25 protein-coding genes are annotated in these 25,491 nt (G+C 52.0%); 9 read left to right on the top strand and 16 right to left on the bottom strand.

Annotation, left to right across the window (positions count from 1 at the left end):
• The first annotated feature begins 428 nt into the window (after positions 1-428).
• On the top strand, positions 429-3,026 hold the full coding sequence (gene acnB / locus IB222_RS18860; RefSeq protein ID WP_003829483.1) for a bifunctional aconitate hydratase 2/2-methylisocitrate dehydratase: 2,598 nt from the start codon (positions 429-431) through the stop codon (positions 3,024-3,026).
• A 174-nt stretch (positions 3,027-3,200) separates the two neighbouring features.
• Positions 3,201-3,563: a protein YacL gene (gene yacL, locus IB222_RS18855; RefSeq protein ID WP_003018670.1), complete on the top strand. Its 363-nt coding sequence runs from the start codon at positions 3,201-3,203 to the stop codon at positions 3,561-3,563.
• A 33-nt stretch (positions 3,564-3,596) separates the two neighbouring features.
• On the opposite strand, the gene IB222_RS18850 is transcribed toward yacL, so the two are convergent.
• On the bottom strand, positions 3,597-3,944 hold the full coding sequence (locus IB222_RS18850) for a YacC family pilotin-like protein (RefSeq protein ID WP_003018667.1): 348 nt from the start codon (positions 3,942-3,944) through the stop codon (positions 3,597-3,599).
• 153 nt (positions 3,945-4,097) lie between these two features.
• Here IB222_RS18850 and cueO point away from each other — a divergent pair, with 153 nt between their 5' ends.
• From cueO to hpt, 3 genes are all read left to right on the top strand, one after another.
• A complete protein-coding gene (gene cueO, locus IB222_RS18845; RefSeq protein ID WP_149384450.1) occupies positions 4,098-5,717 on the top strand; it encodes a multicopper oxidase CueO in 1,620 nt (539 codons plus the stop codon).
• 184 nt (positions 5,718-5,901) lie between these two features.
• The gene (locus IB222_RS18840) at positions 5,902-7,557 is read left to right on the top strand and encodes a methyl-accepting chemotaxis protein (protein ID WP_149384449.1); all 1,656 of its coding nucleotides are present in this window, start codon (positions 5,902-5,904) and stop codon (positions 7,555-7,557) included.
• Positions 7,558-7,808: 251 nt separating this feature from the next.
• Entirely contained in the window at positions 7,809-8,345 is a 537-nt protein-coding gene (hpt, locus tag IB222_RS18835) for a hypoxanthine phosphoribosyltransferase (RefSeq protein WP_003018658.1), read from the top strand.
• 93 nt (positions 8,346-8,438) lie between these two features.
• On the opposite strand, the gene can is transcribed toward hpt, so the two are convergent.
• Positions 8,439-9,101: a carbonate dehydratase gene (gene can, locus IB222_RS18830; RefSeq protein ID WP_003018654.1), complete on the bottom strand. Its 663-nt coding sequence runs from the start codon at positions 9,099-9,101 to the stop codon at positions 8,439-8,441.
• Positions 9,102-9,209: 108 nt separating this feature from the next.
• On the opposite strand from can, the gene IB222_RS18825 reads away from it, so the two are divergent.
• The 4 genes from IB222_RS18825 to IB222_RS18810 all read left to right on the top strand — a co-directional run bounded on the left by IB222_RS18825 (position 9,210) and on the right by IB222_RS18810 (position 12,738).
• Positions 9,210-10,136, top strand: a complete 927-nt coding sequence (locus tag IB222_RS18825) for an ABC transporter ATP-binding protein (protein ID WP_003829469.1) — start codon at positions 9,210-9,212, stop codon at positions 10,134-10,136.
• On the top strand, positions 10,133-10,903 hold the full coding sequence (locus IB222_RS18820; protein WP_003829467.1) for an ABC transporter permease: 771 nt from the start codon (positions 10,133-10,135) through the stop codon (positions 10,901-10,903). Before IB222_RS18825 ends, IB222_RS18820 begins: the two co-directional genes overlap by 4 nt.
• 103 nt (positions 10,904-11,006) lie before the next feature.
• Positions 11,007-11,447 carry a PTS sugar transporter subunit IIA gene (locus IB222_RS18815; RefSeq protein ID WP_080210193.1) on the top strand — a complete coding sequence of 147 codons (441 nt, stop codon included), beginning with the start codon at positions 11,007-11,009 and terminating at the stop codon, positions 11,445-11,447.
• 61 nt (positions 11,448-11,508) lie between these two features.
• Complete coding sequence (locus IB222_RS18810; RefSeq protein WP_149384448.1) at positions 11,509-12,738, top strand: polysaccharide deacetylase family protein; 1,230 nt, start codon at positions 11,509-11,511, stop codon at positions 12,736-12,738.
• A gap of 1 nt (position 12,739) precedes the next feature.
• On the opposite strand, the gene IB222_RS18805 is transcribed toward IB222_RS18810, so the two are convergent.
• The 14 genes from IB222_RS18805 to pcnB form a co-directional block, all read right to left on the bottom strand.
• Positions 12,740-13,813, bottom strand: coding sequence for a fimbrial protein StkG (locus tag IB222_RS18805; RefSeq protein ID WP_348925429.1), 1,074 nt, complete (start codon positions 13,811-13,813; stop codon positions 12,740-12,742).
• 8 nt (positions 13,814-13,821) lie between these two features.
• On the bottom strand, positions 13,822-14,412 hold the full coding sequence (locus tag IB222_RS18800; RefSeq protein WP_149384447.1) for a fimbrial-like protein: 591 nt from the start codon (positions 14,410-14,412) through the stop codon (positions 13,822-13,824).
• Positions 14,413-14,430: 18 nt separating this feature from the next.
• Positions 14,431-14,994 (bottom strand): fimbrial protein, encoded by a 564-nt coding sequence (locus IB222_RS18795; RefSeq protein ID WP_149384446.1) that lies wholly within the window; start codon positions 14,992-14,994, stop codon positions 14,431-14,433.
• 25 nt (positions 14,995-15,019) lie between these two features.
• Positions 15,020-15,619 (bottom strand): fimbrial protein, encoded by a 600-nt coding sequence (locus IB222_RS18790; protein ID WP_149384445.1) that lies wholly within the window; start codon positions 15,617-15,619, stop codon positions 15,020-15,022.
• 71 nt (positions 15,620-15,690) lie between these two features.
• A complete protein-coding gene (locus IB222_RS18785) occupies positions 15,691-16,236 on the bottom strand; it encodes a fimbrial protein (protein WP_126319222.1) in 546 nt (181 codons plus the stop codon).
• Positions 16,237-16,261: 25 nt separating this feature from the next.
• On the bottom strand, positions 16,262-16,858 hold the full coding sequence (locus tag IB222_RS18780; protein WP_149384444.1) for a fimbrial protein: 597 nt from the start codon (positions 16,856-16,858) through the stop codon (positions 16,262-16,264).
• Positions 16,859-16,884: 26 nt separating this feature from the next.
• Positions 16,885-19,470, bottom strand: a complete 2,586-nt coding sequence (locus IB222_RS18775) for an outer membrane usher protein (protein WP_126319218.1) — start codon at positions 19,468-19,470, stop codon at positions 16,885-16,887.
• Positions 19,471-19,539: 69 nt separating this feature from the next.
• Positions 19,540-20,283 carry a fimbrial chaperone gene (locus IB222_RS18770; protein WP_126319216.1) on the bottom strand — a complete coding sequence of 248 codons (744 nt, stop codon included), beginning with the start codon at positions 20,281-20,283 and terminating at the stop codon, positions 19,540-19,542.
• Between the two features lie 81 nt (positions 20,284-20,364).
• Positions 20,365-20,973 (bottom strand): fimbrial protein, encoded by a 609-nt coding sequence (locus IB222_RS18765; protein ID WP_149384443.1) that lies wholly within the window; start codon positions 20,971-20,973, stop codon positions 20,365-20,367.
• A 316-nt stretch (positions 20,974-21,289) separates the two neighbouring features.
• Positions 21,290-21,670 carry an aspartate 1-decarboxylase gene (gene panD / locus IB222_RS18760; protein WP_126319212.1) on the bottom strand — a complete coding sequence of 127 codons (381 nt, stop codon included), beginning with the start codon at positions 21,668-21,670 and terminating at the stop codon, positions 21,290-21,292.
• A 94-nt stretch (positions 21,671-21,764) separates the two neighbouring features.
• Positions 21,765-22,619, bottom strand: a complete 855-nt coding sequence (gene panC / locus IB222_RS18755) for a pantoate--beta-alanine ligase (protein ID WP_126319210.1) — start codon at positions 22,617-22,619, stop codon at positions 21,765-21,767.
• An 11-nt stretch (positions 22,620-22,630) separates the two neighbouring features.
• A complete protein-coding gene (gene panB, locus IB222_RS18750; RefSeq protein WP_149384442.1) occupies positions 22,631-23,422 on the bottom strand; it encodes a 3-methyl-2-oxobutanoate hydroxymethyltransferase in 792 nt (263 codons plus the stop codon).
• A gap of 120 nt (positions 23,423-23,542) precedes the next feature.
• A complete protein-coding gene (gene folK / locus IB222_RS18745; protein ID WP_149384441.1) occupies positions 23,543-24,034 on the bottom strand; it encodes a 2-amino-4-hydroxy-6-hydroxymethyldihydropteridine diphosphokinase in 492 nt (163 codons plus the stop codon).
• 51 nt (positions 24,035-24,085) lie between these two features.
• Positions 24,086-25,483 carry a polynucleotide adenylyltransferase PcnB gene (gene pcnB / locus IB222_RS18740; RefSeq protein WP_204192014.1) on the bottom strand — a complete coding sequence of 466 codons (1,398 nt, stop codon included), beginning with the start codon at positions 25,481-25,483 and terminating at the stop codon, positions 24,086-24,088.
• Positions 25,484-25,491 lie beyond the last annotated feature (8 nt).

Raw genomic sequence — 25,491 nt, 5'->3', positions numbered from 1 at the left:
AGCGCTGTGCCGTGAGGCGTTCCTGTTGCCGCGAGTATTATTCACCCGTGTTAGACAGTTTTGACTTTTATTGGGGATTCGCCCGGTAAGTCCGGAAAAAGAGTGTGAAGATTTATTACACAATTATATCTGATGGCGGGAAAATCGCTGGAATATTCAGCCGATCGCGCTTAAAAATCAACCGTTTCAGGGAGGTTTCAGGCAGCCTAAATTGCGTTGCGGCTTGTCGCTATACCATTCTTAACGATTCAGCCAATTTTTTATGTTGCTTTTTTGTAAACGGATTAACACTTAGTGAAAATCCTGTTATTGTGCCTTATGCGGTACCGGGCATTTACCCTACTAACTACTGTCTCACAGGAGCGTGAAGAGAATCGCCCATCTACAAAAGCGCCGCATTATGACAATGAGAGCGAGGAGATATCGTCGTGCTAGAAGAATACCGTAAGCACGTAGCTGAGCGTGCTGCCCAGGGGATTGTGCCAAAACCTTTAGACGCAACCCAAATGGCTGCACTTGTCGAGCTGCTGAAGACCCCGCCTGTGGGCGAAGAAGAATTCCTGTTAGACCTGTTGATCAACCGCGTTCCTCCTGGCGTAGATGAAGCCGCTTATGTTAAAGCTGGTTTTCTCGCCGCTGTCGCGAAAGGCGACACCACCTCCCCGTTGGTTACCCCGGAAAAAGCCATTGAACTGCTGGGCACTATGCAGGGTGGTTACAACATTCATCCGCTTATCGACGCGCTGGACGACGCAAAACTGGCGCCAATTGCCGCTAAAGCGCTCTCTTCAACACTGCTGATGTTCGATAACTTCTACGACGTAGAAGAAAAAGCCAAAGCGGGCAACGAATATGCGAAGCAGGTAATGCAATCCTGGGCTGATGCCGAATGGTTCCTGAACCGTCCTGCCCTGGCTGAAAAAATCACCGTTACCGTCTTTAAAGTGACGGGTGAAACCAACACCGATGACCTTTCTCCGGCACCGGATGCATGGTCTCGCCCGGATATCCCTCTGCACGCGCTGGCGATGCTGAAAAACGCCCGTGAAGGTATCGAACCGGATCAACCGGGCGTTGTTGGCCCGATCAAACAGATCGAAGAATTGCAGAAAAAAGGTTACCCGCTGGCTTATGTGGGTGATGTTGTTGGTACCGGTTCTTCGCGTAAATCCGCGACCAACTCCGTGCTGTGGTTCATGGGTGACGACATTCCTCATGTACCGAACAAGCGCGGCGGTGGCCTGTGCCTCGGCGGCAAAATTGCACCTATTTTCTTCAATACCATGGAAGATGCGGGCGCACTGCCGATTGAAGTGGACGTGTCGAACATGAATATGGGCGACGTGATTGACGTTTACCCGTTCAAAGGCGAAGTACGCAACCACGAAACCGGCGAACTGCTGGCAAGCTTTGAGCTGAAAACCGAAGTCCTGATCGACGAAGTACGCGCCGGTGGCCGTATTCCGCTGATCATCGGTCGCGGCCTGACTACCAAGGCGCGCGAAGCGCTGGGTCTGCCGCACTCAGACGTCTTCCGTCAGGCGAAAGACGTGGCGGAAAGCAGCCGTGGCTTCTCTCTGGCACAGAAAATGGTTGGCCGCGCCTGCGGCGTGAAAGGTATCCGTCCGGGCGCGTACTGCGAACCGAAGATGACCTCCGTGGGATCTCAGGATACCACCGGCCCAATGACCCGTGACGAACTGAAAGACCTGGCATGCCTGGGCTTCTCTGCTGACCTGGTGATGCAGTCCTTCTGCCACACCGCGGCCTATCCGAAGCCGGTGGACGTCAATACGCACCATACGCTGCCAGACTTCATCATGAACCGTGGTGGTGTCTCCCTGCGTCCGGGCGATGGCGTTATCCACTCCTGGCTGAACCGTATGCTGCTGCCGGATACCGTAGGCACCGGTGGTGACTCCCATACCCGTTTCCCTATCGGGATCTCCTTCCCGGCAGGTTCTGGTCTGGTGGCGTTTGCTGCGGCGACCGGCGTGATGCCGCTGGATATGCCGGAATCCGTTCTGGTGCGTTTCAAAGGCAAAATGCAGCCGGGCATCACCCTGCGCGATCTGGTTCACGCCATTCCGCTGTATGCGATCAAACAGGGTCTGCTGACCGTTGAGAAGAAAGGTAAGAAAAACATCTTCTCTGGCCGCATCCTTGAAATCGAAGGTCTGCCGGATCTCAAAGTGGAGCAGGCGTTCGAACTGACCGATGCCTCCGCTGAGCGTTCCGCTGCCGGTTGTACCATCAAGCTGAACAAAGAGCCGATCGTTGAGTATCTGAACTCTAACATCGTTCTACTGAAGTGGATGATCGCAGAAGGTTATGGCGATCGTCGTACGCTGGAACGTCGTGTGCAGGGCATGGAAAAATGGCTGGCGGATCCGCAGTTGCTGGAAGCCGACGCTGACGCAGAATACGCGGCGGTGATTGACATCGATCTGGCGGATATCAAAGAGCCAATCCTGTGTGCACCGAACGATCCGGACGATGCGCGTCTGCTGTCTGACGTACAGGGCGAGAAGATTGACGAAGTGTTCATCGGCTCCTGCATGACTAACATCGGGCACTTCCGTGCCGCTGGTAAGCTTCTGGATGCGCACAAAGGCCAGCTGCCGACGCGTCTGTGGGTGGCTCCGCCAACCCGTATGGACGCCGCTCAGCTGACTGAAGAAGGCTACTACAGCGTATTCGGTAAGAGCGGTGCGCGTATCGAAATTCCAGGCTGCTCTCTGTGCATGGGTAACCAGGCGCGTGTGGCCGACGGCGCAACGGTGGTGTCGACCTCTACCCGTAACTTCCCGAACCGTTTAGGTACCGGGGCGAACGTCTACCTGGCTTCTGCGGAGCTGGCGGCGGTTGCGGCACTGATCGGCAAACTGCCGACGGCGGAAGAGTACCAGACCTATGTGGCGCAGGTAGATAAAACGGCCGTAGATACTTACCGTTATCTGAACTTCGACCAGCTGTCTCAGTACACCGAGAAAGCCGATGGTGTGATTTTCCAGACCGCGGTGTAATGCGCTAACGCGTTTTGTGTAAAAACACATCAATGCCCGGAGAAGTCTGCTTCTCCGGGCATTTTTATTTCTATTCCTTATACCCGCTACGCTTTTTTTCTGCCGCGCTACTGCGATAATTACAGCAAGGCGCAATGCGGTATTGGCGCATTGCCGGGAGCAGAGGAAGACATTATGGATTACGAATTTCTGCGCGATATTACCGGAGTGGTAAAAGTGCGTATGTCCATGGGCCACGAGGTGGTGGGGCACTGGTTTAATGAGGAAGTGAAAGAAAACCTGGCCTTACTTGATGAAGTGGAACAGGCAGCGCGTGCGGTTAAGGGCAGTGAGCGCTCCTGGCAGCGAGCAGGGCATGAATACACGCTCTGGCTGGATGGCGAAGAAGTGATGGTCCGCGCTAATCAGCTGGAGTTCTCTGGCGATGAGATGGAAGAGGGGATGAGCTACTACGACGAAGAAAGTTTTTCGCTCTGTGGTGTAGAGGACTTTCTTCAGGTTGTGGCGGCATACCGCGAATTTGTGCAACAGCGTTAATTCATGCGGAGCCTGAGGGCTCCGCAAAACTATCTATTTAACGTAGGCCAGCAGGCTCAGAGAGTCACGTGCCAGCGCTTTGCATTTCTTTGCCGTTGGGATGCCGATACCGCTGAGATCGCGGTAGCTGTCTTCACCCAGCGCTTTCATATTGAAGGTGTCGTAATTACTCAGGTCCCACTGGTTTTGCTGGGCAAAAAAGACCAGTGCGCGACGAATCTGCCCATTAGGCAAATTCTGGTATCCACAGTCATTTTTCAGAAAAACAAAAACTGCCGTTAAATCGGCCATATCTTCGGCTTCGGACTCGCTGAGCGCGTAGCTATTTGCGCATACGGCCATCAGGCTGCCGAACAAAACTGTTCTGAAAAACGTCTTCATTGCTTCTACCACTGCATCACGGAATTTAAACGTTAGCATACTGCGAGCGAAGCGACGACCTTTATTATTAGCCGTTCACTTGACCTTCCCGTAAGGGGAAGGCTTATGCTTAAAAGATAGCCTGCTTAAGCTGCTGAATATAAGGAAGTGATTATGCAACGTCGTGACTTTTTAAAGTACTCCGTGGCGCTGGGCGTCGCGTCAGCGTTACCTCTGTGGAGCCGGAGCGTATTTGCCGCAGACCGCCCTGCATTGCCCATTCCTGACCTGCTAACCGCGGATGCCTCAAACCGTATGCAATTGGTGGTGCAAGCCGGAAAATCGAGCTTTGCTGGTAAAACAGCGACGACCTGGGGATATAACGGCAATTTACTCGGACCTGCGGTCAAGCTGAACAAAGGGCAATCGGTGACTGTGGATATCCATAACCAGCTTGCCGAAGAGACGACGTTGCACTGGCACGGTCTGGAAATCCCTGGTGAAGTCGACGGTGGGCCGCAAGGCATAATCCCGGCGGGCGGAAAACGTTCCGTGACCTTCACGCCGGATCAGCGCGCGGCAACCTGCTGGTTCCACCCGCATCAGCATGGGAAGACTGGTCGTCAGGTGGCGATGGGACTGGCCGGGCTGGTGCTGATTGAAGATGAAGAGATTCGCAAACTGCTGCTGCCTAAGCAGTGGGGTATTGATGATGTGCCGGTAATTATTCAGGACAAACAGTTCTCTGCTGATGGGCAGGTTGATTATCAACTGGACATCATGACCGCCGCTGTTGGCTGGTTTGGCGATACGCTGCTGACCAACGGGGCGATTTATCCTCAGCATGCCGCACCGCACGGCTGGCTGCGTCTGCGTCTGCTGAATGGTTGTAACGCGCGCTCGCTGAACATTGCAGCCAGCGACAATCGTCCTTTGTACGTCATTGCCAGCGACGGTGGACTGTTGGCGGAGCCGGTAAAAGTGACCGAGCTTCCTATGCTGATGGGTGAGCGCTTTGAAGTGCTGGTGGATGTCAGTGACGGCAAAGCTTTTGATCTGGTCACTCTGCCAGTCAGCCAGATGGGCATGGCAGTTGCGCCATTTGATAAGCCGCACCCGGTGATGCGCGTTCAGCCGCTGCTGATTAGCGCTTCCGGCACGCTGCCAGATTCTCTGATATCCATGCCATCGCTGCCGTCACTGGAAGGGCTGACGGTGCGCAAACTGCAATTGTCGATGGATCCGATGCTCGATATGATGGGCATGCAAATGCTGATGAAGAAATACGGCGCTCAGGCCATGGCGGGTATGGATCATGGGAAGATGATGGGCCATATGAATAATGACAATATGGGCCACGGCAATATGAATCATGGCAATATGAACCACGGTGAGATGGGGAATATGCAGCATGGTGATATGGGCAACATGAAGCATGGCGGATCGTTTGATTTCCATAACGCCAACCGGATTAATGGTCAGGCGTTTGATATGAATAAACCGATGTTTGCCGCGGCGAAAGGGCAGCACGAACGCTGGGTAATTTCCGGTCAGGGCGACATGATGCTGCATCCGTTCCACATTCACGGCACGCAGTTCCGCATTCTGTCTGAGAACGGCAAAGCGCCAGCCGCACACCGCGCGGGATGGAAGGACACGGTGCGGGTAGAAGGCGGCGTGAGCGAGGTGCTGGTGAAGTTTGACCACGACGCGCCAAAAGAGCATGCCTATATGGCGCACTGTCATCTGCTAGAGCATGAAGATACCGGGATGATGCTCGGCTTCACTGTCTAAAAAAATCGCGCTGTGCTTATCCGGTCTGCAGAAATCTCTCGTAGGCCGGATAAAACACAGTCTCTTTACAGCGTTTCATCGCACGACTCCCTCCTCCTGCAAATTCTGCTATTGCACATAAAGTAATCGCCTTTGAAGCCGATAATCATTGGGTACCCAATGTGAGTTCAATGGATGAAATACTATGATTAAAAATGTGCGCGTTATTACCGGCATTCTTCTGGTTCTCGCCATTTTCTGTTTGCTACAGGTCGTGACAGGAAGCTTTTTTTATTCTGCGGTAAACAATGATCGCCATAATTTCCAGAACTCAGGCACCCTGAACGCCCAACAGGAAAATCTGAGTGATAGCGTCAATACGCTGATTAAAACCCGGGTAACGGTAACCCGTGTAGCAATTCGTTTCTTAAAGAACCAACGCGATCCGGCCTCACTGGCGGCAATTGATACTTTGCTAAAAACGGCGAGTGAGTCAATGAAGAAGGCTGAGGGATACTTCGCGCATTATCAGTCATTGCCGCAGGTGTCGGGGCAGAATCCGCAAATTGCATCTGAAATGGAAAAACAGTATCGGCAGATGCACGACGTGATGGCGTTATCGATAGAGTATCTGCGCGCGAATAACTATCAAGCCTATGGCGATCTTGATGCTCAGAAGGCGCAGGATGAGATGGAAGCCAGCTATGACCAGTGGCGTAACGAAAATAACGCGCTGCTTCAGCACGCGGCGGCGGAGAATCAGCACAGCTTTACCCGCATGCAATGGACATTAGGGGCAATTGTCGTCGCTGTGCTCATCGTTCTGGGCATGATCTGGAGCGGGTTGCAGCATATGCTGCTTAAACCCCTGGCGCAGATTATGGAGCATATTCGCATTATTACCCGTGGTGATTTGACCCATCAACTCGACGTCCAGGGACGTAATGAAATGGGGCGTTTGGCGACGGGCTTAGATGAAATGCGACAGTCGCTGATTTCGACAGTCACGTCGGTGCGTAACAGCTCAGAAACGATTCATAGCGGTGCAGCGGAAATCTCATCAGGTAACAACGATCTGTCTTCGCGTACCGAGCAGCAGGCCGCTTCACTTGAAGAGACTGCCGCCAGCATGGAACAGCTTACTGCGACCGTGAAGCAAAATACGGACAATGCGAAACAGGCAACTCAACTGGCTAAGAATGCGTCTGATACTGCCGCGCGTGGTGGACGGGTTGTTGATACAGTCGTGCACACAATGAGTGAAATTGCCGGTAGCTCACAGCAAATTGCGCAGATCACCAGCGTCATCGACAGTATTGCTTTCCAGACCAATATCCTGGCGCTCAACGCGGCGGTTGAGGCAGCCAGAGCAGGAGAGCAGGGACGCGGATTTGCTGTTGTGGCGGGTGAAGTCCGTACCCTGGCAAGCCGTAGCGCTCAGGCAGCCAAAGAGATCAAGGCGTTGATTGATAACTCAACCCACAGCGTGGGGATGGGATCTCAGCAGGTGTCGGACGCGGGTAAAACGATGAAAGAGATTGTCGCTGCGGTTACCCGCGTGACGGACATCATGGGGGAAATCGCCTCCGCCTCGGAGGAGCAGAGTCGGGGGATTGAGCAGGTGAGTCTCGCGGTCTCGCAGATGGACAGTGTCACACAACAAAACGCCGCGCTGGTAGAGGAGTCTGCCGCCGCAGCCGCTTCGTTGGAACAACAAGCTGAACAGCTACGCCTGGCCGTGGCAGCATTTCGCATCACTCGCGATACCTCCAGCAGTGAGCATCGAAAACCGCCTAAGGATGCTCCGCAAGCGACCTCTGTGGGGAGTTCGACACAAGACCCGCACTGGGAAACGTTTTAGCCACATTCTGTCGTGCGAACCTGGTTTTGATTAATAAGCGCACAAAAAACGACGCAAACGGGTTCTCCTGTGAACTATCAGAGGAACCCGCTCTCTTTACTGGTATACTTCATCAACTGAATTGTTTGTATGCTGTCGCAAGTTTTGTGGTTAGAGCGGGTCGCCGTCTGTCAGTCGGTGTATCAACGTAAGCGCTTTCTTTCGATCTGCATGATGTGTCAACTGATAAAAATCAGTGAGTTATAGGGTTTATGAAACATACTGTTGAAGTGATGATCCCGGAAGCGGAGATCAAAGCGCGTATTGCTGAACTGGGGCGCCAGATTAACGAACGTTACAAGGACAGCGGCAGCGATATGGTGCTGGTTGGTCTGTTACGTGGCTCATTTATGTTTATGGCGGATCTGTGCCGTGAAGTGCATGTCTCTCACGAAGTCGATTTCATGACGGCATCCAGCTACGGTAGCGGAATGTCTACCACGCGTGATGTTAAAATCCTGAAAGACCTGGATGAAGACATTCGTGGCAAGGACGTGCTGATTGTCGAAGACATCATCGACTCCGGCAATACGTTGTCCAAAGTGCGTGAAATTCTGAGCCTGCGCGAGCCGAAATCCCTGGCTATCTGTACGCTGCTGGATAAACCGTCTCGCCGTGAAGTGAATGTTCCGGTCGAGTTTATCGGATTCTCTATTCCAGATGAATTTGTGGTCGGTTACGGCATTGACTATGCCCAGCGTTATCGCCATCTGCCGTATGTTGGCAAAGTGGTGCTGCTGGACGAGTAACTGGCTGGAGCGCCTGATGGCGCTTCGCTTATCAGACCTACGGTGTAGGTTTGTAGGCCGGGTAAGGCGTCGCCGCCTCCCGGCAATGTCACATTATTTATGGTTGCTGTGTTTCTGACTCAGGTTAGATAAGCCCTGGCGATAGCGCTGCTCCAGCGTTTCGCGGCTGGTGGCGGTGACGTCCAGATCGCGCAGCAGACCGTCATGAATGCCGTATGCCCAGCCGTGAATGGTCACTTTCTGACCGCGCTTCCAGGCTGAACGCATAATGGTTGAGTGGCCCAGGTTATAGACCTGTTCCATGACATTCAGTTCGCACAGGGTGTCCATGCGACGTTCCTGCGGCATTTCGCCCAGCAGTGAGCTGTGTTTGAACCAGATATCGCGGATGTGCAGTAACCAGTTATCAATCAGCCCCTGTTCTTTATTTTCAATTGCCGCCTGGACGCCGCCGCATCCATAGTGGCCGCATATAATAATATGTTCCACTTCCAGCACATCCACCGCATACTGAACGACTGAGAGACAGTTCAGATCGGTGTGAATAACCAGATTAGCAACATTACGGTGAACAAACAGTTCACCCGGTTCAAGACCGGTTAAACGTTCAGCGGGAACGCGGCTATCGGAACATCCAATCCATAGAAAACGCGGATTCTGGGCATGCGTCAGCGTTTCAAAAAATCCGGGATCCTCTTCTACCAGCATCTTTGACCATAGTGCATTGTTGCTGATGAGTGTATCTATGTCTTTCATGGAGTTGTACGACCCGAAGCCAGATAAATTCGATGGGCTAATATAGGGTAACTCCAGCATTAATTAAACTATATATAAAATGTCAGAACGTAAGGTAAGTAAAAAACCATGACCATTGCTCTGGAACTTCAACAACTTAAAAAAACCTATCCCGGTGGCGTTCAGGCGTTACGCGGCATAGATTTGCAAGTCGAAGCGGGTGATTTCTATGCGCTTTTGGGACCGAATGGCGCAGGAAAGTCCACCACCATTGGGATTATCAGCTCACTGGTGAATAAAACCTCCGGGCGGGTGAGCGTCTTCGGGTACGATCTCGAAAAAGATACGGTTAACGCTAAACGCCAGCTTGGTCTGGTACCGCAGGAGTTTAACTTTAACCCGTTTGAAACCGTGCAGCAGATCGTGGTGAATCAGGCGGGTTACTACGGTGTTGAGCATAAAGAAGCGGTCAAACGCAGCGAACTATATTTAAAGCAGCTCGATTTATGGGAAAAACGTAACGAGCGTGCGCGCATGCTTTCCGGCGGAATGAAACGCCGTCTGATGATTGCCCGTGCGCTGATGCACGAGCCGAAATTACTCATTCTGGATGAACCAACGGCGGGCGTCGACATTGAGTTACGTCGTTCAATGTGGGGCTTTTTAAAGGATTTAAACGATAAAGGCACCACTATTATTCTGACCACCCACTATCTCGAAGAAGCGGAAATGCTGTGTCGCAATATCGGCATTATTCAGCATGGTGAGTTGGTGGAAAACACCTCGATGAAGAGCCTGCTCTCCAAACTGAAATCCGAGACTTTTATCCTCGATCTGGCGCCGAAAAGCCCGCTGCCGAAACTGGAAGGTTATCAGTACCGGCTGGTCGACACTTCCACGCTGGAAGTGGAGGTTCTGCGTGAACAAGGGGTCAACAGCGTCTTTTCTCAGCTGAGTGCGCAGGGCATTCAGGTATTGAGTATGCGTAACAAAGCGAACCGACTGGAAGAACTGTTTGTTTCTCTGGTTCATGAAAAACAAGGAGATCGCGCATGATGCAGCTTTACTGGGTTGCGCTGAAAAGCATCTGGGCGAAAGAGATCCACCGCTTTATGCGTATCTGGGTCCAGACTCTGGTACCCCCCGTCATCACCATGACGCTCTATTTTATTATTTTTGGTAATTTGATTGGCTCGCGTATCGGCGAAATGCATGGCTTTAGCTACATGCAGTTTATTGTGCCGGGGCTGATTATGATGGCAGTGATCACCAACTCGTACGCCAACGTGGCCTCGTCGTTCTTTAGCGCCAAGTTTCAACGCAATATTGAAGAGCTGCTGGTCGCCCCGGTGCCGACGCACGTGATTATTGCCGGTTTCGTCGGCGGCGGCGTGGCGCGTGGCCTGTGCGTAGGCATTCTGGTGACGGCTATTTCACTGTTCTTCGTGCCGTTCCAGGTGCATTCCTGGGTCTTTGTGGCGCTCACGCTGGTGCTAACGGCAGTACTGTTCTCGCTGGCTGGCCTGCTGAACGCGGTTTTCGCCAAAACCTTTGACGATATCAGCCTGATCCCCACCTTCGTGTTGACGCCGCTGACCTATCTGGGTGGCGTGTTCTATTCGTTAACACTGCTGCCGCCGTTCTGGCAGGGACTGTCGCATCTGAACCCAATTGTCTACATGATTAGCGGCTTCCGCTACGGCTTCCTGGGTATTCATGATGTTCCGCTGGTCACCACGTTTGGCGTGCTAGTGGTGTTCATTGCGGCGTTTTACTTGCTGTGCTGGTACCTGATTCAGCGCGGACGCGGCCTGCGTAGCTAATTCTTTCTTCCTCTTCCTGGCCGGGAGAGGAAGACTTTTGATGCTTATCACCATTACCGATTTATCACCCTGATAAACTACTCGCCTGCTAAGGAGGTAGGCAATGTTAGGTTGGGTAATTACCTGTCATGACGATAAGGCACAGGATATGCTGCATCGTCTGGAGAAAAAGTACGGTCCGTTGGAGCAATGTCAGGCGGTAAGTTTCTGGCGTGGGCTCAGCTCGAATATGTTAAGCCGCATGATGTGCCATGCCCTGCATGCCACCGACTCAGGCGAGGGCGTGATCTTCCTGACGGATATGGCCGGGGCCGCGCCGTACCGCGTGGCCTCGTTAATGAGCCACAAACACCCCCAGTGTGAAGTGATTTCAGGTATCAGCTATCCATTGCTTGAGCGAATGATTTCGTCACGGGAATCGCTGAGCAGTTCTGCGTTTCGCGATTGCATCGTCGCGCTTGGCGGCCCCGAAGTCTCCAGCCTCTGGCATCAACAACAAAAAAATCCCCCCTTCGTGTTGAAGCATGATTTGTATGAGTATTAATCATTGGTATTGATGATGCTTTTGCTACAATAACCGAGGTTTCTCGCCTCGGTTATCTCATATGGTTATGCGCGTTCTGCTTGTTGTAGTGCTCCTGTTCTCTGGCAGCGTCGCCGCGGCTTTGCCTGCTCGCTATATGCAAACCACCGAAGCGGCCGCCGTATGGGCGCAGATTGGCAATAAGATGGTGACGGTCGGGAATATTCGCGCCGGGCAGATCCTTGCCGTTGAGCCCATCGCGGCAGACTATTACGAATTTACCTTTGGCTTTGGCACCGGATTTATTGATAAGGGACATCTGGAGCCGGTTCAGGGGAGGCAGAAAGTTGACGATGGTCTGGGCGATCTCAATAAACCGCTCAGCAATCAAAGCCTGATTACCTGGAAAGATACACCGGTTTATAATGCCCCAGATGTCGGTAGCGCGCCGTTTGGCGTGCTGGCAGATAATCTGCGCTATCCCATTATCAGTAAGCTTAAAGACCGACTCAACCAGACGTGGTTCCAGATCCGCATTGGCGGCAGACTGGCCTATGTTAGCGCTCTGGATGCGCAGGAAGACAACGGCATCCCGGTGTTAACGTATCACCATATTCTTCGCGATGAAGAGAATACCCGCTTTCGCCATACCTCCACGACGACCTCCGTACGTGCCTTCAGTAACCAGATGGCCTGGCTCCAGGACCGCGGCTACACGACGCTGACGATGTATCAACTGGAAGGCTATGTACGCAACAATATGAACCTCCCGGCGCGGGCGGTGGTGCTGACGTTCGACGATGGCCTGAAGTCGGTGAGTCGTTATGCTTACCCGATTCTGAAGCAGTATGGCTTTAAAGCCACGGCGTTTATCATTAGCTCACGCATTAAGCGCCACCCGCAGAAGTGGGATCCGAAATCGCTGCAGTTTATGAGCGTCTCTGAACTGAACGAGATCCGCGACGTGTTTGACTTCCAGTCGCATACCCATTTTTTACATCGGGTGGACGCTCATCATCGGCCGATCCTGCTGAGTCGCAGCTATCACAATATTCTGTTCGATTTTGCCCGTTCGCGTCGGGCGCTGTCCCAGTTCAATTCCCACGTTCTGTACCTTTCTTACCCGTTTGGTGGGTATAACGCCACGGCGGTAAAAGCGGCGGGCGATGCGGGATTCCACATGGCGGTGACCACGGTGAGAGGGAAGGTGAAGCCGGGAGATAATCCGATGCTGCTCAAAAGGCTGTATATTTTACGCACGGATTCGCTGGAAACGATGTCGCGGCTGATTAGCAATCAGCCGCAGGGGTAGCTTATTCGTAGGTGACCTGGAAAGTCACCGTGGTGCCGAAAACGCCCGCAGTCACCGGTTCAGAGCCGGTTTTCACCAGTTTCGCCTTCATGGTGTAATCGACGATATTGACCGGATCCTGATAGGCTATTTCACCCATCGCCAGGGTAAATCTGGAGCCATTGGCGTACAGATGATGGCTTGCTTCCGAACTGAGTTGTACCCCAACGCCACCCGCGGCGGTAATGGCAGAATTGCTGGTGATAGCATTAGTAAAATAGCCTTTATCCGCCGTGGTGTGCGAGGAGCTAATGGTGGAGTATACCGCCATAGTATTAACGCAGGTGCCGGTAATCTGAAACGACACCTCTTTGGTGCTGTCGTTTTCCAGATCGGAACGATACCAGTCTCCCAGGTCAACGGTGGTGGGCGCGCGTAACGCGCAGGTTGGCTCGTTTAAGGGAATATTAAACGACATTTCCGAGATGTTGATCAGCGGGCGGGGGTGATCATCGACTGTTCCCGTCATCGGATTGCCCAACGCTATTTCCCCCAGCGGGCCGCCGATGGCGGTTAGCATGGTCGTACCGCTCGGTACGCCTTTAAAATCGGGATACTGGTAAATCTCCATCCGCGCACGCCAGATTTGGTCGTCAACAATGCCTTCATCTTCATGGATGTCACCGGTGAGAGTCCATCCCCCTGTACCAGGCGGGAACCAGGCCGCGATGCGGTTATCATCAGGGTAGATCGCAATGGCGTAATAAATACCCTGAATGTTCGTTCTGAACATGGCTTTATTTTCCACGTAACCCAACACTAGCGAGGTATCTGTCTTCTGGTAAACGTTATCGCCGTCCTTGCCGACAACACAGTAAGACGTTAACGGAGGCTGCATCTCCATCAGGATTGTGGTGCTTATTTGCGTAGGCGCAGTGATGGTTCCCGGCGGCAGCGGTGTGATCACTGGTTGTACGCCTGGCGTCATAATCTGTCGCGCATTGTTATCATTGAAACGACACTCAAAGGCCGCATGGGCTGCGCCCGATGCGCCCAGGATCACCAGTGCCAGTGATAAACGACTCAATTTCATCATAAATCCTTTTATTCGTATTTGACGTCTACAACGACATTGCTGGTGACGATGCCTGCGGTGACCGCCCCGATATTCTGATAGCGCGCATAGAACTGATAATCCGTTAAATACTGTGCGCTGCTTTTGTTCGAGACATCGTACATCACCGCTGAACTGCCATCGCTGTTCAGTACGTTGGTTTTATAGTCGCTGGAAAATATCACCACGCCGACATTTTCCGCCGCGCCTGCCGTGGCGTCGTTTTTAAATACCTGATTCTGGTTGTTCCAGAACCCGGACTGCGGGCTGAAGCTGAACGTCAGTTGTTTAATGCCGCTACTGACATAGCATTCATCAACGTGGAGTGTAAACGGCGTGCCGCCCGCTTCGTCGGTGGGGGTGTAGCGGTTGCTGCCGTCGGCGTTATAAAACCAGTTACGCATTACGGTTGGCAGATACACATCATCGCCGTTTTCCACGCTGAATTTACAGGTGGTATCAACAATTGTCGCATTGAGGTTCGCATCTAACTCTCCTGCATGGCTGAAACCTGCCAGGCAAAACAACCCAGCCAGCAGCGTCAGGACTCGTCGGCGTAGAAAAAACGGTAGTGAGTGCATTCGTGTGGTCTCTGGGTTTTATTTATAGGTAATAACAAAGGTGATAGGGGCGGAGACTGCACCAGGATCCACCTTGGTAATATCTTCTCCTTTGGCGACGACGATACGGGAGCTGAAGAGCATCGAAGATGCTCCTTCGAGAGGAGTCCAGGACATAATATAATATTTTCCTGAGCATAACATTTCGACATCTCTGTCAACGTTGCCATACCAGAGTTCGAAGGCGGCATTATTACCAGCTGCATAGGAATTACCGTCGGCATTAACCCCGGAACAGCTCCCGCCAGCACCGGGCTTCGCTTTTATGTCGAGACCGGAAACGCCAGAACAGTCGGTATAGTTAATTTTAAATTGTACCACCCGCGATTTATTGGCTATCTCTGATTTAAACACATCACCATAGTCAATGATGCTGGTCGGGGCACCTGCCATATCAATAATTTGAGCGTTACAGGTGGTGCTGGTAAGTGTAGCGTTAAACGTCATTTCGACGTCATCGGTTCCTGTAATGGCCGCCGTTGTCGTTGCTGAGAATAAAATGGCAGAAAGAGACAGGACGGTTAAAAAGTTAATATTTTTCATCAAAGCGCTCCGTATTCTGCGCAACTTATTCATAACTAAAGTTGAAGGTAGCAATCGTCGTGAACTTGCCGATGGTCATAAGACCGGACTGTGTCTCTCGCAGGGTGGCCGTCAGCGACACTTCTTTTTGAGCAATTTCGTCTCGAGTCCACACCAGACCGCCAGTTTCCGAGCTATCGCCAATGGTGAAAGGGGCATCTATTGCTATGCTGCGGGCAATCTCAAGGGCCGCATATTCTGCGCCACCCTCGGCTTTCGCAATTTGATTTGCCAGGCCGGTGGTTAACCGGCTGTCAGCCGTTCCGTTAATCGTGGTTTTTAATGACGTCAATGACTCCGGGCACTCGACAATCACCAGTTTAAATGTCGCTGAGGCTTTACCCGCTTGCCCATCAGCAAGCGGGATAAAGACGTTAGAACGGCCAGGAATTAATACTGTTATATTTTGTTTGGTGTCACTGCCGAGCCCACCCACCAACTTCATATCACAGGTGGTTTCTCTAATGTTGGCGGTCAGGGTGGCATCCAGGGTGCTTTCTTCTGCGAACGCGGTTCCAGAGGCCGCTATTAACACAAAGGCGGCAACAGGCAGGCTGAGATAGCTTTTATTTCTGTTTACTCTCATGGTTTTTCCCTAAACATAAAATCACAATGAAATGGCTGCTAATACAGCGTCACTCCAGCTTTGGCAGATAATTACGGGTAGGTCACAACAAAGGTGACAGGGGCAGAAACGTTACCCATCTCGACAGTCGCCGCAGTTTGCCCCTCGGCAGCGACAATCCTTGACTGCATCGGGTATTGCCCGCTTCCGTTGGATATCGTCACCACCTGCGCTGCTGGCGGTGTCGTGCAGGAAAGCTGCACGCCGGTATCCACCGCGCCGCTCCAGATTTCAAACGCCGTTTTCAGGCCGCCGTCATACGATTTACCGGAGCACTTACCGCCTGAGCCCGGTTTGGCGGCGACCGTCGCGCTGGTCACGCCGGAGCAGTTGCTCAACTGGATTGAAAGCGGGACGGTGCTTTTGCCGATATCCGAACGATAAATATCGCCATATTTAATTTCGGCAGTGCTGGCACCGCTGCCGTCTACCACTTTTGCCGTGCAGGTTCCGGTGACGACGGTCGAGGTAAATTTCATCTTCGCCGAAGTGGTCCCGGAAATAACGGCGCTGCTGGCTACTCCCGAAAAGAGAACGGCAGAAACGGATAACGCGAGTAAAGCTGGGGTCAATTTCATGATAGTGCTCCGTATTCTGCGCAATTTATTCGTAGCTGAATTCAAAGGTAGCGGTGGCTTCAAAAGTGCCAGTGGTTACCCTGCCATCCTGTGTCGCCTGTAACACGGCAACCAGGGGCACTTCGCCAGCTTTAATTTCATCGTTTGTCCAGATCAGACTCTCGCCTGCGGCCGTTGAGTTGATCACGAACGGTGCGTTTGGCGTTGTCATACGTGCGATAGACACGGCGGTATAGTCGGCTCCGCCATTTTCTTTTTTAATGGCGTTAAGAATGCCCGTGGTTAAATAACCTGATTGACTCCCGGTTATTTTCGTTTTTAACGACGTCAGCGTCGGCGGGCATTCCACGATCATGATTTTGAAATTACCCTGTGCGGCCGCGTTGCCAGCCCGGTTGGCTGATGTGCCAAAGTCGCTAATCCGCACGCCAATATCGTTGCCGATTTGCAGCGTCTGGTCGGTGTCCGAGCCATTGCCGCCCTGTAACTTCATATTGCAGGTGGTTTCGTTCACGGTGGCAGTAAAGTTGACATCAAGGTTAGTCCCTTCCGCCAGCGCTGCTCCTGAGGCCGCCATCGCGATGAGAGCGATAACAGGCAGTCTGAGCATATTTTTTTTCATATTCCCTCTCACTGATTTCCCTAAGGTTACATCTGGCAAACCTGGTCACTCAGAACCGGCGTTAACCCTGCTTTCGTTGTATTTCCTGTTACCTGATAATGAACGGTACAGGTACTTTCTTTGCCGCTGCCCCAAACCACACGCAGCACGCCCTGATCCTCAACGCCGCGCACATAGGCCTGGCCCGCCTGGCCCACGGTGCCGATAGGCTCGTTCTTTTCATTCAGTACATCTGCACCCAATGGAATAAAACCTTTATCGCTGCGCTGTAATTCCAGAATCAGTGAACGGCCTTCATCGGTTTCAAAATTCACCAGTACCACAGCACCGCTGCGCGGTACGGTCACGGCGCTGGTGTTTTTCACTTCAACGTCAGTTTCCAGTGTGCTGATATCCAGCGATACGCGGTTCTCACGGTAAGCCGACATATACGGCATGATGCCGTAGCCGGATTTGCCTATTTCACTGTTGCCGTAGCCGATGCCAGCACCCTCTGCGCCGCTGGCCTTCACCAGCGCCAGCGCATCGGCATCACCGATACTGCCCGGTGCGAACGCTACCCCGCCAGAGTGCAGCACCATACCGCCGCTATAGGTGGCTGAATACTGTTTACTATTATCATCGCTATACGATGCTGAAACGCCCAGTGGACCATAACTGCTGTTCAGCGAGGTAAAACCGCTCACCTGATTAAGGTTGCCGTAGTTGCCACCGCCGCTGGAGGAGGCACTCACGGAATAACTGATATCGTTATTTTTCGTATTGCCACTGGCCGTTGAGTTGAAGCTGGCGCCGCCCTTCATATCTGAGTGCAGCCCCATATTGATATTGCTGAACCCGCCTGAACGATCGTAGCTATTCGAGAAGACGTTCAGCGGGATGCTGAGACTCAGATAGATGCTGTCATCTTTGGCTCCGTTTTGATCGTAGGAGCGTTGTAGCGACAGGCTGTAACTGCCGTAAGCAAAACTGTTGTTGTAGCCGAGGCTGTAATTGGAGGTAGAGCTGTCGCCATTCCAGTAATCCTGCCAGGTCCCGCTGACGTATACCGATCCGTAAGTAGAGTCGCTGGACTGTAGCGGCTGGTTAATACTGATCTGTACCTGATTTTTAGTGCGCTGGTAATCGGAATAGAGTTCGGCGCTAGACTGGTAAGCCTGGTTTTCATATTTCTGCCGCTTAACGCTATCCCGAAGGGAAGCGGCGTCGTTCAGGCTGAGATAATCTTCGGTTGAAAAACGATAAGCCGCCACGTTAAAGGAGGTATTCGTCGCCTCGACCATTTTACTGTAGGTCAGGCGATAGCTTTGCCCGCTTAACGTCCCCAGCTCGTCAACTTCGGCATGAGATTGGGTAATGTCGAAAGCAAATGCGCCGATGCGGGTGTTCATGGCCAGCCCCAGTAGCCCGGCATAGAAATCCATGTCGGTATACTGCGCGCCGATATAGCCGGTAAAGGTATTATTCAGACCGTAGTAAAACTGGGCGTAACCGACCTGCGGTTTGTCAGCGTAAGAATCGTTGTTCAACTCACCGACGCCGATATCCCAGCGCGTAGCGCCGGGGCGCAGCATTTGAGTCACGGAGGAGAAGGGCACGGTAAACGTGCGCTTGCTGCCATCAGATTCTTCAACGGTAACCAACAGGTCGTTACCGTAGCCGGTGGTGCTGAGGTCGTTTATCTCAAAGGCACCCGGTGGTACGGTAGTTTCGTAGATTTTATTGCCGCTTTGCGTAACGGTAACTTTGGCGTTACTGTTCGCCACACCGCGAATGACCGGCGCATAGTTGCTGGTGCCGATCGGTAACATACGGTCATCGTTATACATCCGTGCGCCACGCAGGCTGAAGGAGTCAAACGCATCGCCACGGGTGTAGGAATCGCCGAGCACCATTTGCGCGCTTAATGGCGTAATATCACGCTGTAAATAGATATCCTGGCTGGTGTATTTGCTGCCGTTGTCTTTATCCCAGTTCAGGTTGCCGCGTGAGCGTAAACGCCACGGCCCCATATTCAGACCATAACGCAAGCCCATATATGCTGTGTCGGATGTACTGCCGTTGCCTTCGCTATGCCAGGCGTTCATATCATAAGAAACGAGGGCGGCAGGGACGCCATCTTCCCACAGGGAGGGATCGACATAGCCCGCAGGGCGTTTCAGGATATAAATCTGGGGGAAGTTCAGATCGAGCGCCTGTTTACCTGTGTCATAATTTGCAGATGCACCGGGGTAATATTTTTTAATATCTATACAAGATGCATTATCGTCAGCAGCGTAATCACTGCTAATTGTTTTTGTATCAACGCCGGCTTGAGCTAATAATAATGGCGTAATACAGGCGCTGGCGCGATACGTACCATTTTCTTTGAAAGTAACTTCAGAGGTGATTTTTAAATTATTATTAAGGTTAATTTTAACCCGATAAACCCCGGCTAATACCGGGTTGCCATTCGCAAAACGGCTGACATCAATGTTTGTACCGCTGTTGAATAAGAATTGATCGTTAAATTCTACAGTCTCTTCTGTTTCCGGTACGGATTCCACAGCGCAAACAGAAAATGGAAGTGCGGCACTGACGGCAAGACATAATAGCGAACGTTTAAAAAGCATGGCATTCCCGCATAGTTAGCGTGGGTAGTTCCTTACCCACGACATCGACGCAAATAATAATTATTCAGATTAGTTAATTTTGGCTTCGCGTTTCTCAGAACCGCCGTTATCGTTAATGGTGTAATACATAACGGTTCCGCCGGTGTTATTTGTTAAACCTTTAACCGGCATATTGATATTACTAAAAGGCAGTATAGATTTACTTTCTACTTCGTAATTCTTGCCGCCGACTTTAAACGAGACGCTGGAAATAGAAACGTTGTAAGGCGCGTCATTTTGGGCAACCAGAGAAAGGGTATTCCCCTCTTTTTTCTGCGACCATTTGATATGCTCTGCGGCGTCGCCTGGCGTGCCTTTTAAGCTGTCCGGGCGGAAGAAAAGCTTGATGCGAGTACGAAACGCGAGCTGCAGCTGGTTCAGGCTTTCACCTTCTTTAGCTTTAGATTTTGGCGGAATCTCCAGAACGTTAAACCAGAACAGCGATTCACGATCCTGCGGCAAAGCGCCACCCATATAGGTAATACGCACCGACTGACCTTTTTGCGGATCAACACGAGAAACCGGCGGGGTAATGACAAACGGCAGCTTGAGTTCTTGTGGATTGGTTCCGTCACGCCCGTCATCCAGCCAGGTTTGCACCAGCAGCGGCTTATTGCCCCGGTTATCGAGGTTAACAATCACGTCTTTGGAGGATTGCGGATAGATAATACGCGTCCCGGAAATGACGATATCGGCGCTGGCCGGGAGAGAGGCGCAAATTGCTGCGGCAAAGCAGGTGGTTTTTAATCCCTTATAAAATGTTGTGCTGATCATTTTCCACTTCCTGTTGGAATGTTATTAAAAACCCCCTAACAATGTTAAGGGGTTGATTTTATATACTTAAAAAAACAGGACTTAATTATAGATAACGGTAAATGCTACCTGTGCCTGTACGGTACCAGCGGTTACCGGGTTGTTTGTTGTATCCCAGCCCTGACCTTGGGTATAGGCTACGCGGTAGAATAAATTGCCAATGCCGTTGGTGACAGTCGCGATCTGGGTGTTATTGGTCTGGTCAACTTTTACCTGATCTGTGTTGCTATTGCCGTTGTTAGACAATACCAGGTTTACGTTGGCAGCAGCATCTTGCAGGTTTGCCGGTGGCACCAGCATACCTTCAGAAGTGGAGCTGGAACCGCCCCAGGAGTCAAACTGTGCAGAGGCGCTGGTGACAGTTGCGGGATCGCACTCGGTCAGGTTCAGCGTGAAGTTCTTTTCACCTAAGGTGCTTTTGGCGCCCAATGCGTTAGCAAAGTCTTTCACAAACACGGTGTCCAGGTTAACGTCGAAGTCGTTACCGTTCTGGTCGATTTTGTTATCGACGGAAATTTTACAGGTATTGCTAGACACCAGTCCGTGGAAAGTAACAGTACCGGTATCCGATGGTACATCTGCCGCCATTGCAGAACCTGCGCTTATAACTAATGCGACTGCTGCTGCCAGACTATATTTCTTAAAAGACATTTTAATATCCATATTTTTGCTAAATAAAAACAAACGACACATATTGTATCGTGTTGTATTTTGAATTAAATTAATTCGAAGAGAGTTTATCGAATGTCGTTATGAAAAGAAATGACTGGTGTTGTTATAAAAAATAAAATAGATATTAAGTGTCGCTAATACTGTATAGTATACATAAGGTTACATTGGTATCTGGGTTGCATTAAATATAATATATTTATATGGGTGCGCTATTTAAAATAAAGGTGAATTTTATTTTGTATTTTTGAAATTCACTTGATAAATGTATTTACCAAGTGAATTCTTAAAAAAAATATCAGGCAACCTGGACCGGAATGGCTTTCGCGGTGCGCTTCATTTCGTTGTCGCCTTCAAAGTAGGCCACTTTCGGGCGCCATGTCCGGGCTTCTGCATCAGACATGGTGACGAAGCTGGCGATAATCACAATATCGCCAACCTCAGCGCAGTGCGCCGCGGCACCGTTGACCGAGATGATTTTAGAGCCGCGTTCAGCCGCAATTGCATAGGTTGAGAAGCGTTTTCCATTGGTCACGTTCCAGATATCAATCGCTTCGTTTTCCAGAATACCGGAGGCATCAAGGAAATCTTGGTCAATGGCACAGGAACCTTCGTAGTGCAGGTCCGCCTGCGTGACTTTTACGCGGTGGAGCTTGCCTTGCAGCATGGTGCGAATCATAACTTCTATACCCTGTCGTTTATCTTGGCTAAGCAGGCGATTGTGGCCTGCTTTGGAAATTATCAGGCAGTATTGCCCGATTTTTAACCCCTGTCTACTGGGCTAATGTAACGCTTTGATTATCGATCAGACGAGCCTGTCCCAGCCATGCGGCGACCAGAATGACCGCGCGTTTGCTGTTTTCGGTGAGTTCAAGCAGCGTGTCGGCATCACGGATCTGAATATCGTCGGCGCGAAAGCCTTTTTCGTTTAGCTCCTGCTCGGCAATGGCAATAATTTCCTCCTGGTCGCGTTCACCAGCCTGTAATTTTTCCCCGATGCGGCTCATTACTTTGTATAAGCCAGGGGCGATTTTACGCTGCTCTGCCGTCAGGTACCCGTTACGCGAGCTGAGTGCCAGACCATCTTTGGCGCGGATAATCGGCACGCCGACAATCTCAATGTCGTAGCCCATATCGGCGACCATTTTACGAATCAGCGCCAGTTGCTGGAAATCCTTCTCGCCGAAGCAGGCGATATCCGGCTGAATTAGGTTAAAAAGTTTGCTGACGATGGTGGAAACGCCGCGGAAGTGGCCTGGGCGGCTCGCACCTTCCAGCATGGTAGAGAGTCCCGGAACATCAACGTACGTCTGGCCTTCCAGTCCCTGCGGGTAGATTTCCTCAACGGCTGGAGCAAAGACATAATCGACTTTGCGTTTGTTCAGCTTTTCGCAATCTTCCTGCAGCGTGCGCGGATAGCGTACCAGATCTTCCGGTCTGTCGAATTGCATCGGGTTGACGAAAATGCTGACGATGACCACATCAGCCCGGGCTTTTGCCTCATCGACCAGTTTCATATGACCGTCGTGCAGATTACCCATGGTGGGAACCAATGCGATGCGTTTGCCTTCCAGACGCAGACGACGAATATGCTGGCGCAGCAGCGGCAGGGTTTCAATAATTAACACAACAAGGCTCCTTAATGGAAACTGTGTTCTTCGCCCGGATAAACGCCGGACTCCACTTCAGCCATATACTGCCGCACGGCGGCGCGCATGTCGCCTGCTTCATTGAGGAAATTCTTGGCAAATTTCGGGATGTGGCCGCCGGTAATGCCAAACGCGTCGTGCATAACGGGAATTTGCCCGTCGGTGACGTTACCGGCACCAATACCAATCACCGGAATCGACAGCGCTTCCGTGACACGCTTCGCCAGCTCAACCGGTACGCACTCCAGCACCAGCAACTGAGCGCCAGCGGCTTCTAAGGCCAGCGCGTCATCCAGCAGCACTTGTCCGGCATCGCCGCGGCCCTGAATTTTATAGCCGCCGAAGATATTCACCGACTGGGGCGTTAATCCCAGATGACCACAAACCGGCACGGCGCGTTCAGTGAGCATTTTCACCGTATCGACCAGCCAGGCGCCGCCTTCAATTTTGACCATATTAGCGCCCGCACGCATGACTACAGCAGCGTTTTCAAACGCCTGCTCCGGAGTGGCATAAGCCATAAACGGCAGGTCGGAGAGCAGTAGACAGTTAGGCGCGCCACGACGCACGGCACGAGTGTGGTAAGCGATATCTTCAACGGTCACGGGCAGAGTGGAGTCATGCCCCTGAATCGTCATGCCCAGCGAGTCGCCAACCAGCATCACATTGATACCTTCGTCGGCAAATAACTTAGCGAAGCTGTAGTCGTAGGCGGTAATTGTCGCGAAGCGTTTTTTCTCTTGCTTGCATTTCTGCAGCAGTGAAATGGTGGTGGGTTTCATAACATTTCCTGATGATGAAAGTCATATTTATCGGCATTCTAACAGTCACATTCAGGGGGGCAATTGTTTTAAGCAATCGTTTGGCGCTAAAGCAGTAAACGCTAAAGGGGAGAAGATACTTTACCAGTGTGCAGGTTTTGCAGCACCAAGATGGGTGAGGTGCTGATGCAGGCTGATACCATCCGGAAAGATAAGCTCAGGGGCAATTTCGAATAACGGCCACAGCATAAAACCACGGTTTTTCATGTCGTAGTGCGGTACGGTCAGACGTTCGGTGTTAATCACTTCATCGCCAAACAGCATAATGTCGAGGTCCAGCGTTCGTGGCCCCCAGCGTTCGGCTTTGCGCACCCGACCCTGTTGTAACTCAATGTGTTGGGTGTGATTGAGCAATTCTTCCGGCGCGAGGGTGGTTTCCAGCGCGACGGCGGCGTTCAGGTAATCGGGTTGATCCTGTGGGCCTAATGGTGGCGTACGGTAAAATGAGGAGACAGCCACGATTCGGCTGTCAGGGATTTCACCGATCGCTTTCACGGCAGCATTAACCTGCTCCAGAGGGGAGGCTAAATTACTGCCGAGGGCGATATATACCCGCCGTTTTTCACGCTGCATCTGTGTCACCACCTTGATGCGACTCGAAATTTGTTGGGTATACGTGATAGGTCATGCGGAGCCTTCACGGCGTGGCGCGCGTTTACGCGGGCGACGATGGCGGCGACGTGCGTCTGGCTCTTCATCCAGCTCGTTCAGCATGCCTTTTTGTTCTGGCGGCGCTGAAACCTGGAATTCACCCCACCATTTCGCCAGTCGCTGCAATTCCGCATTGTGTTCGACTTCAGCACGCAGCGCTAACAGGTCGTAAGCAGCGCGGAACTTTGGATGTTCCATCAGCTTCCAGGCGCGTTTACCCTGGCGACGGGACATCCGTAGCTGCAACTGCCAGATATCGCGGGTCAGCGAGGTCAGACGTTTCGGGATCGCCAGCGAGCGGCAGGCTTCGTCCAGCACGTCGTTCATTGCCAGCGCGAAAGCGTCGTAGTAGGCCAGACCGCTTTCTTGCGCAATTTTCTGTGCGGCTTCCAGTAGCGGATACCAGAACATTGCAGCGAACAAGAAGGCCGGGTTAACGCGCATATCATTGTGAATGCGGTTGTCGGTATTCTTCAATACCTGGGCAATGATGCGTTCCATTGGGCTGTCACCGTCTTCGGTGAAGTAGCGCGTAATGGTGGGGAACAGCGGCTGGAACAGGCTGTACTCACGCAGCTTTTTATAGGTTTCGTACCCATAGCCCGCCTGTAACAGCTTGAGTGCTTCTTCAAACAGGCGTGCAGGAGGAATATCGTTAAGCAACGTTGCCAGACGCGGGATAGGCTCCGCGGTTTCCGGGCTGATACGCATGTCGAGCTTGGCGGCAAAGCGTACGGCGCGCAGCATGCGCACGGGATCTTCGCGATAGCGCGTTTCCGGATTACCGATCAGGCGAATGATGCCCTCTTCGAGATCCTGCATTCCCCCGACGTAATCACGTACGGTGAAATCGGCTACGCTGTAATACAGGCTGTTAATCGTGAAGTCGCGACGCTGGGCATCTTCTTCGATGGAGCCGAAGATGTTGTCGCGCAGCAGCATACCGTTTTGCCCGCGCTGCGATGTTGTGCGATCGGATTCGCTGCCTTCATGATGACCGCGGAACGTCGCCACTTCGATAATTTCTGGGCCAAACATGACATGGGCCAGACGGAAACGGCGACCGACCAGGCGGCAGTTACGAAACAGTTTGCGCACCTGATCTGGCGTTGCATTAGTGGTGACATCAAAATCTTTCGGCTTTTTGCCCAGCAAAAGATCGCGCACGCCACCGCCAACCAGCCATGCCTCGTATCCGGCCTTATTGAGCCTGTACATTACCTTCAGGGCATTTTCACTGATATCTTTGCGGGAGATAGAGTGCTGCTCACGCGGAATTACCGTCATATGTGGACGGGCGACGGCGAGCTCAGCCTCGCGCTCCTCGCGGCTTAGCACCTTGCGGCAAAAATTAGCGACTCGGGTAAAAATAGTGCACC

This window comes from Citrobacter sp. C13, assembly GCF_014596815.2.
GTDB classification, from domain to species: Bacteria; Pseudomonadota; Gammaproteobacteria; order Enterobacterales; family Enterobacteriaceae; genus Citrobacter; species Citrobacter portucalensis.
This window is presented reverse-complemented; position numbering and strand designations above follow the sequence as displayed.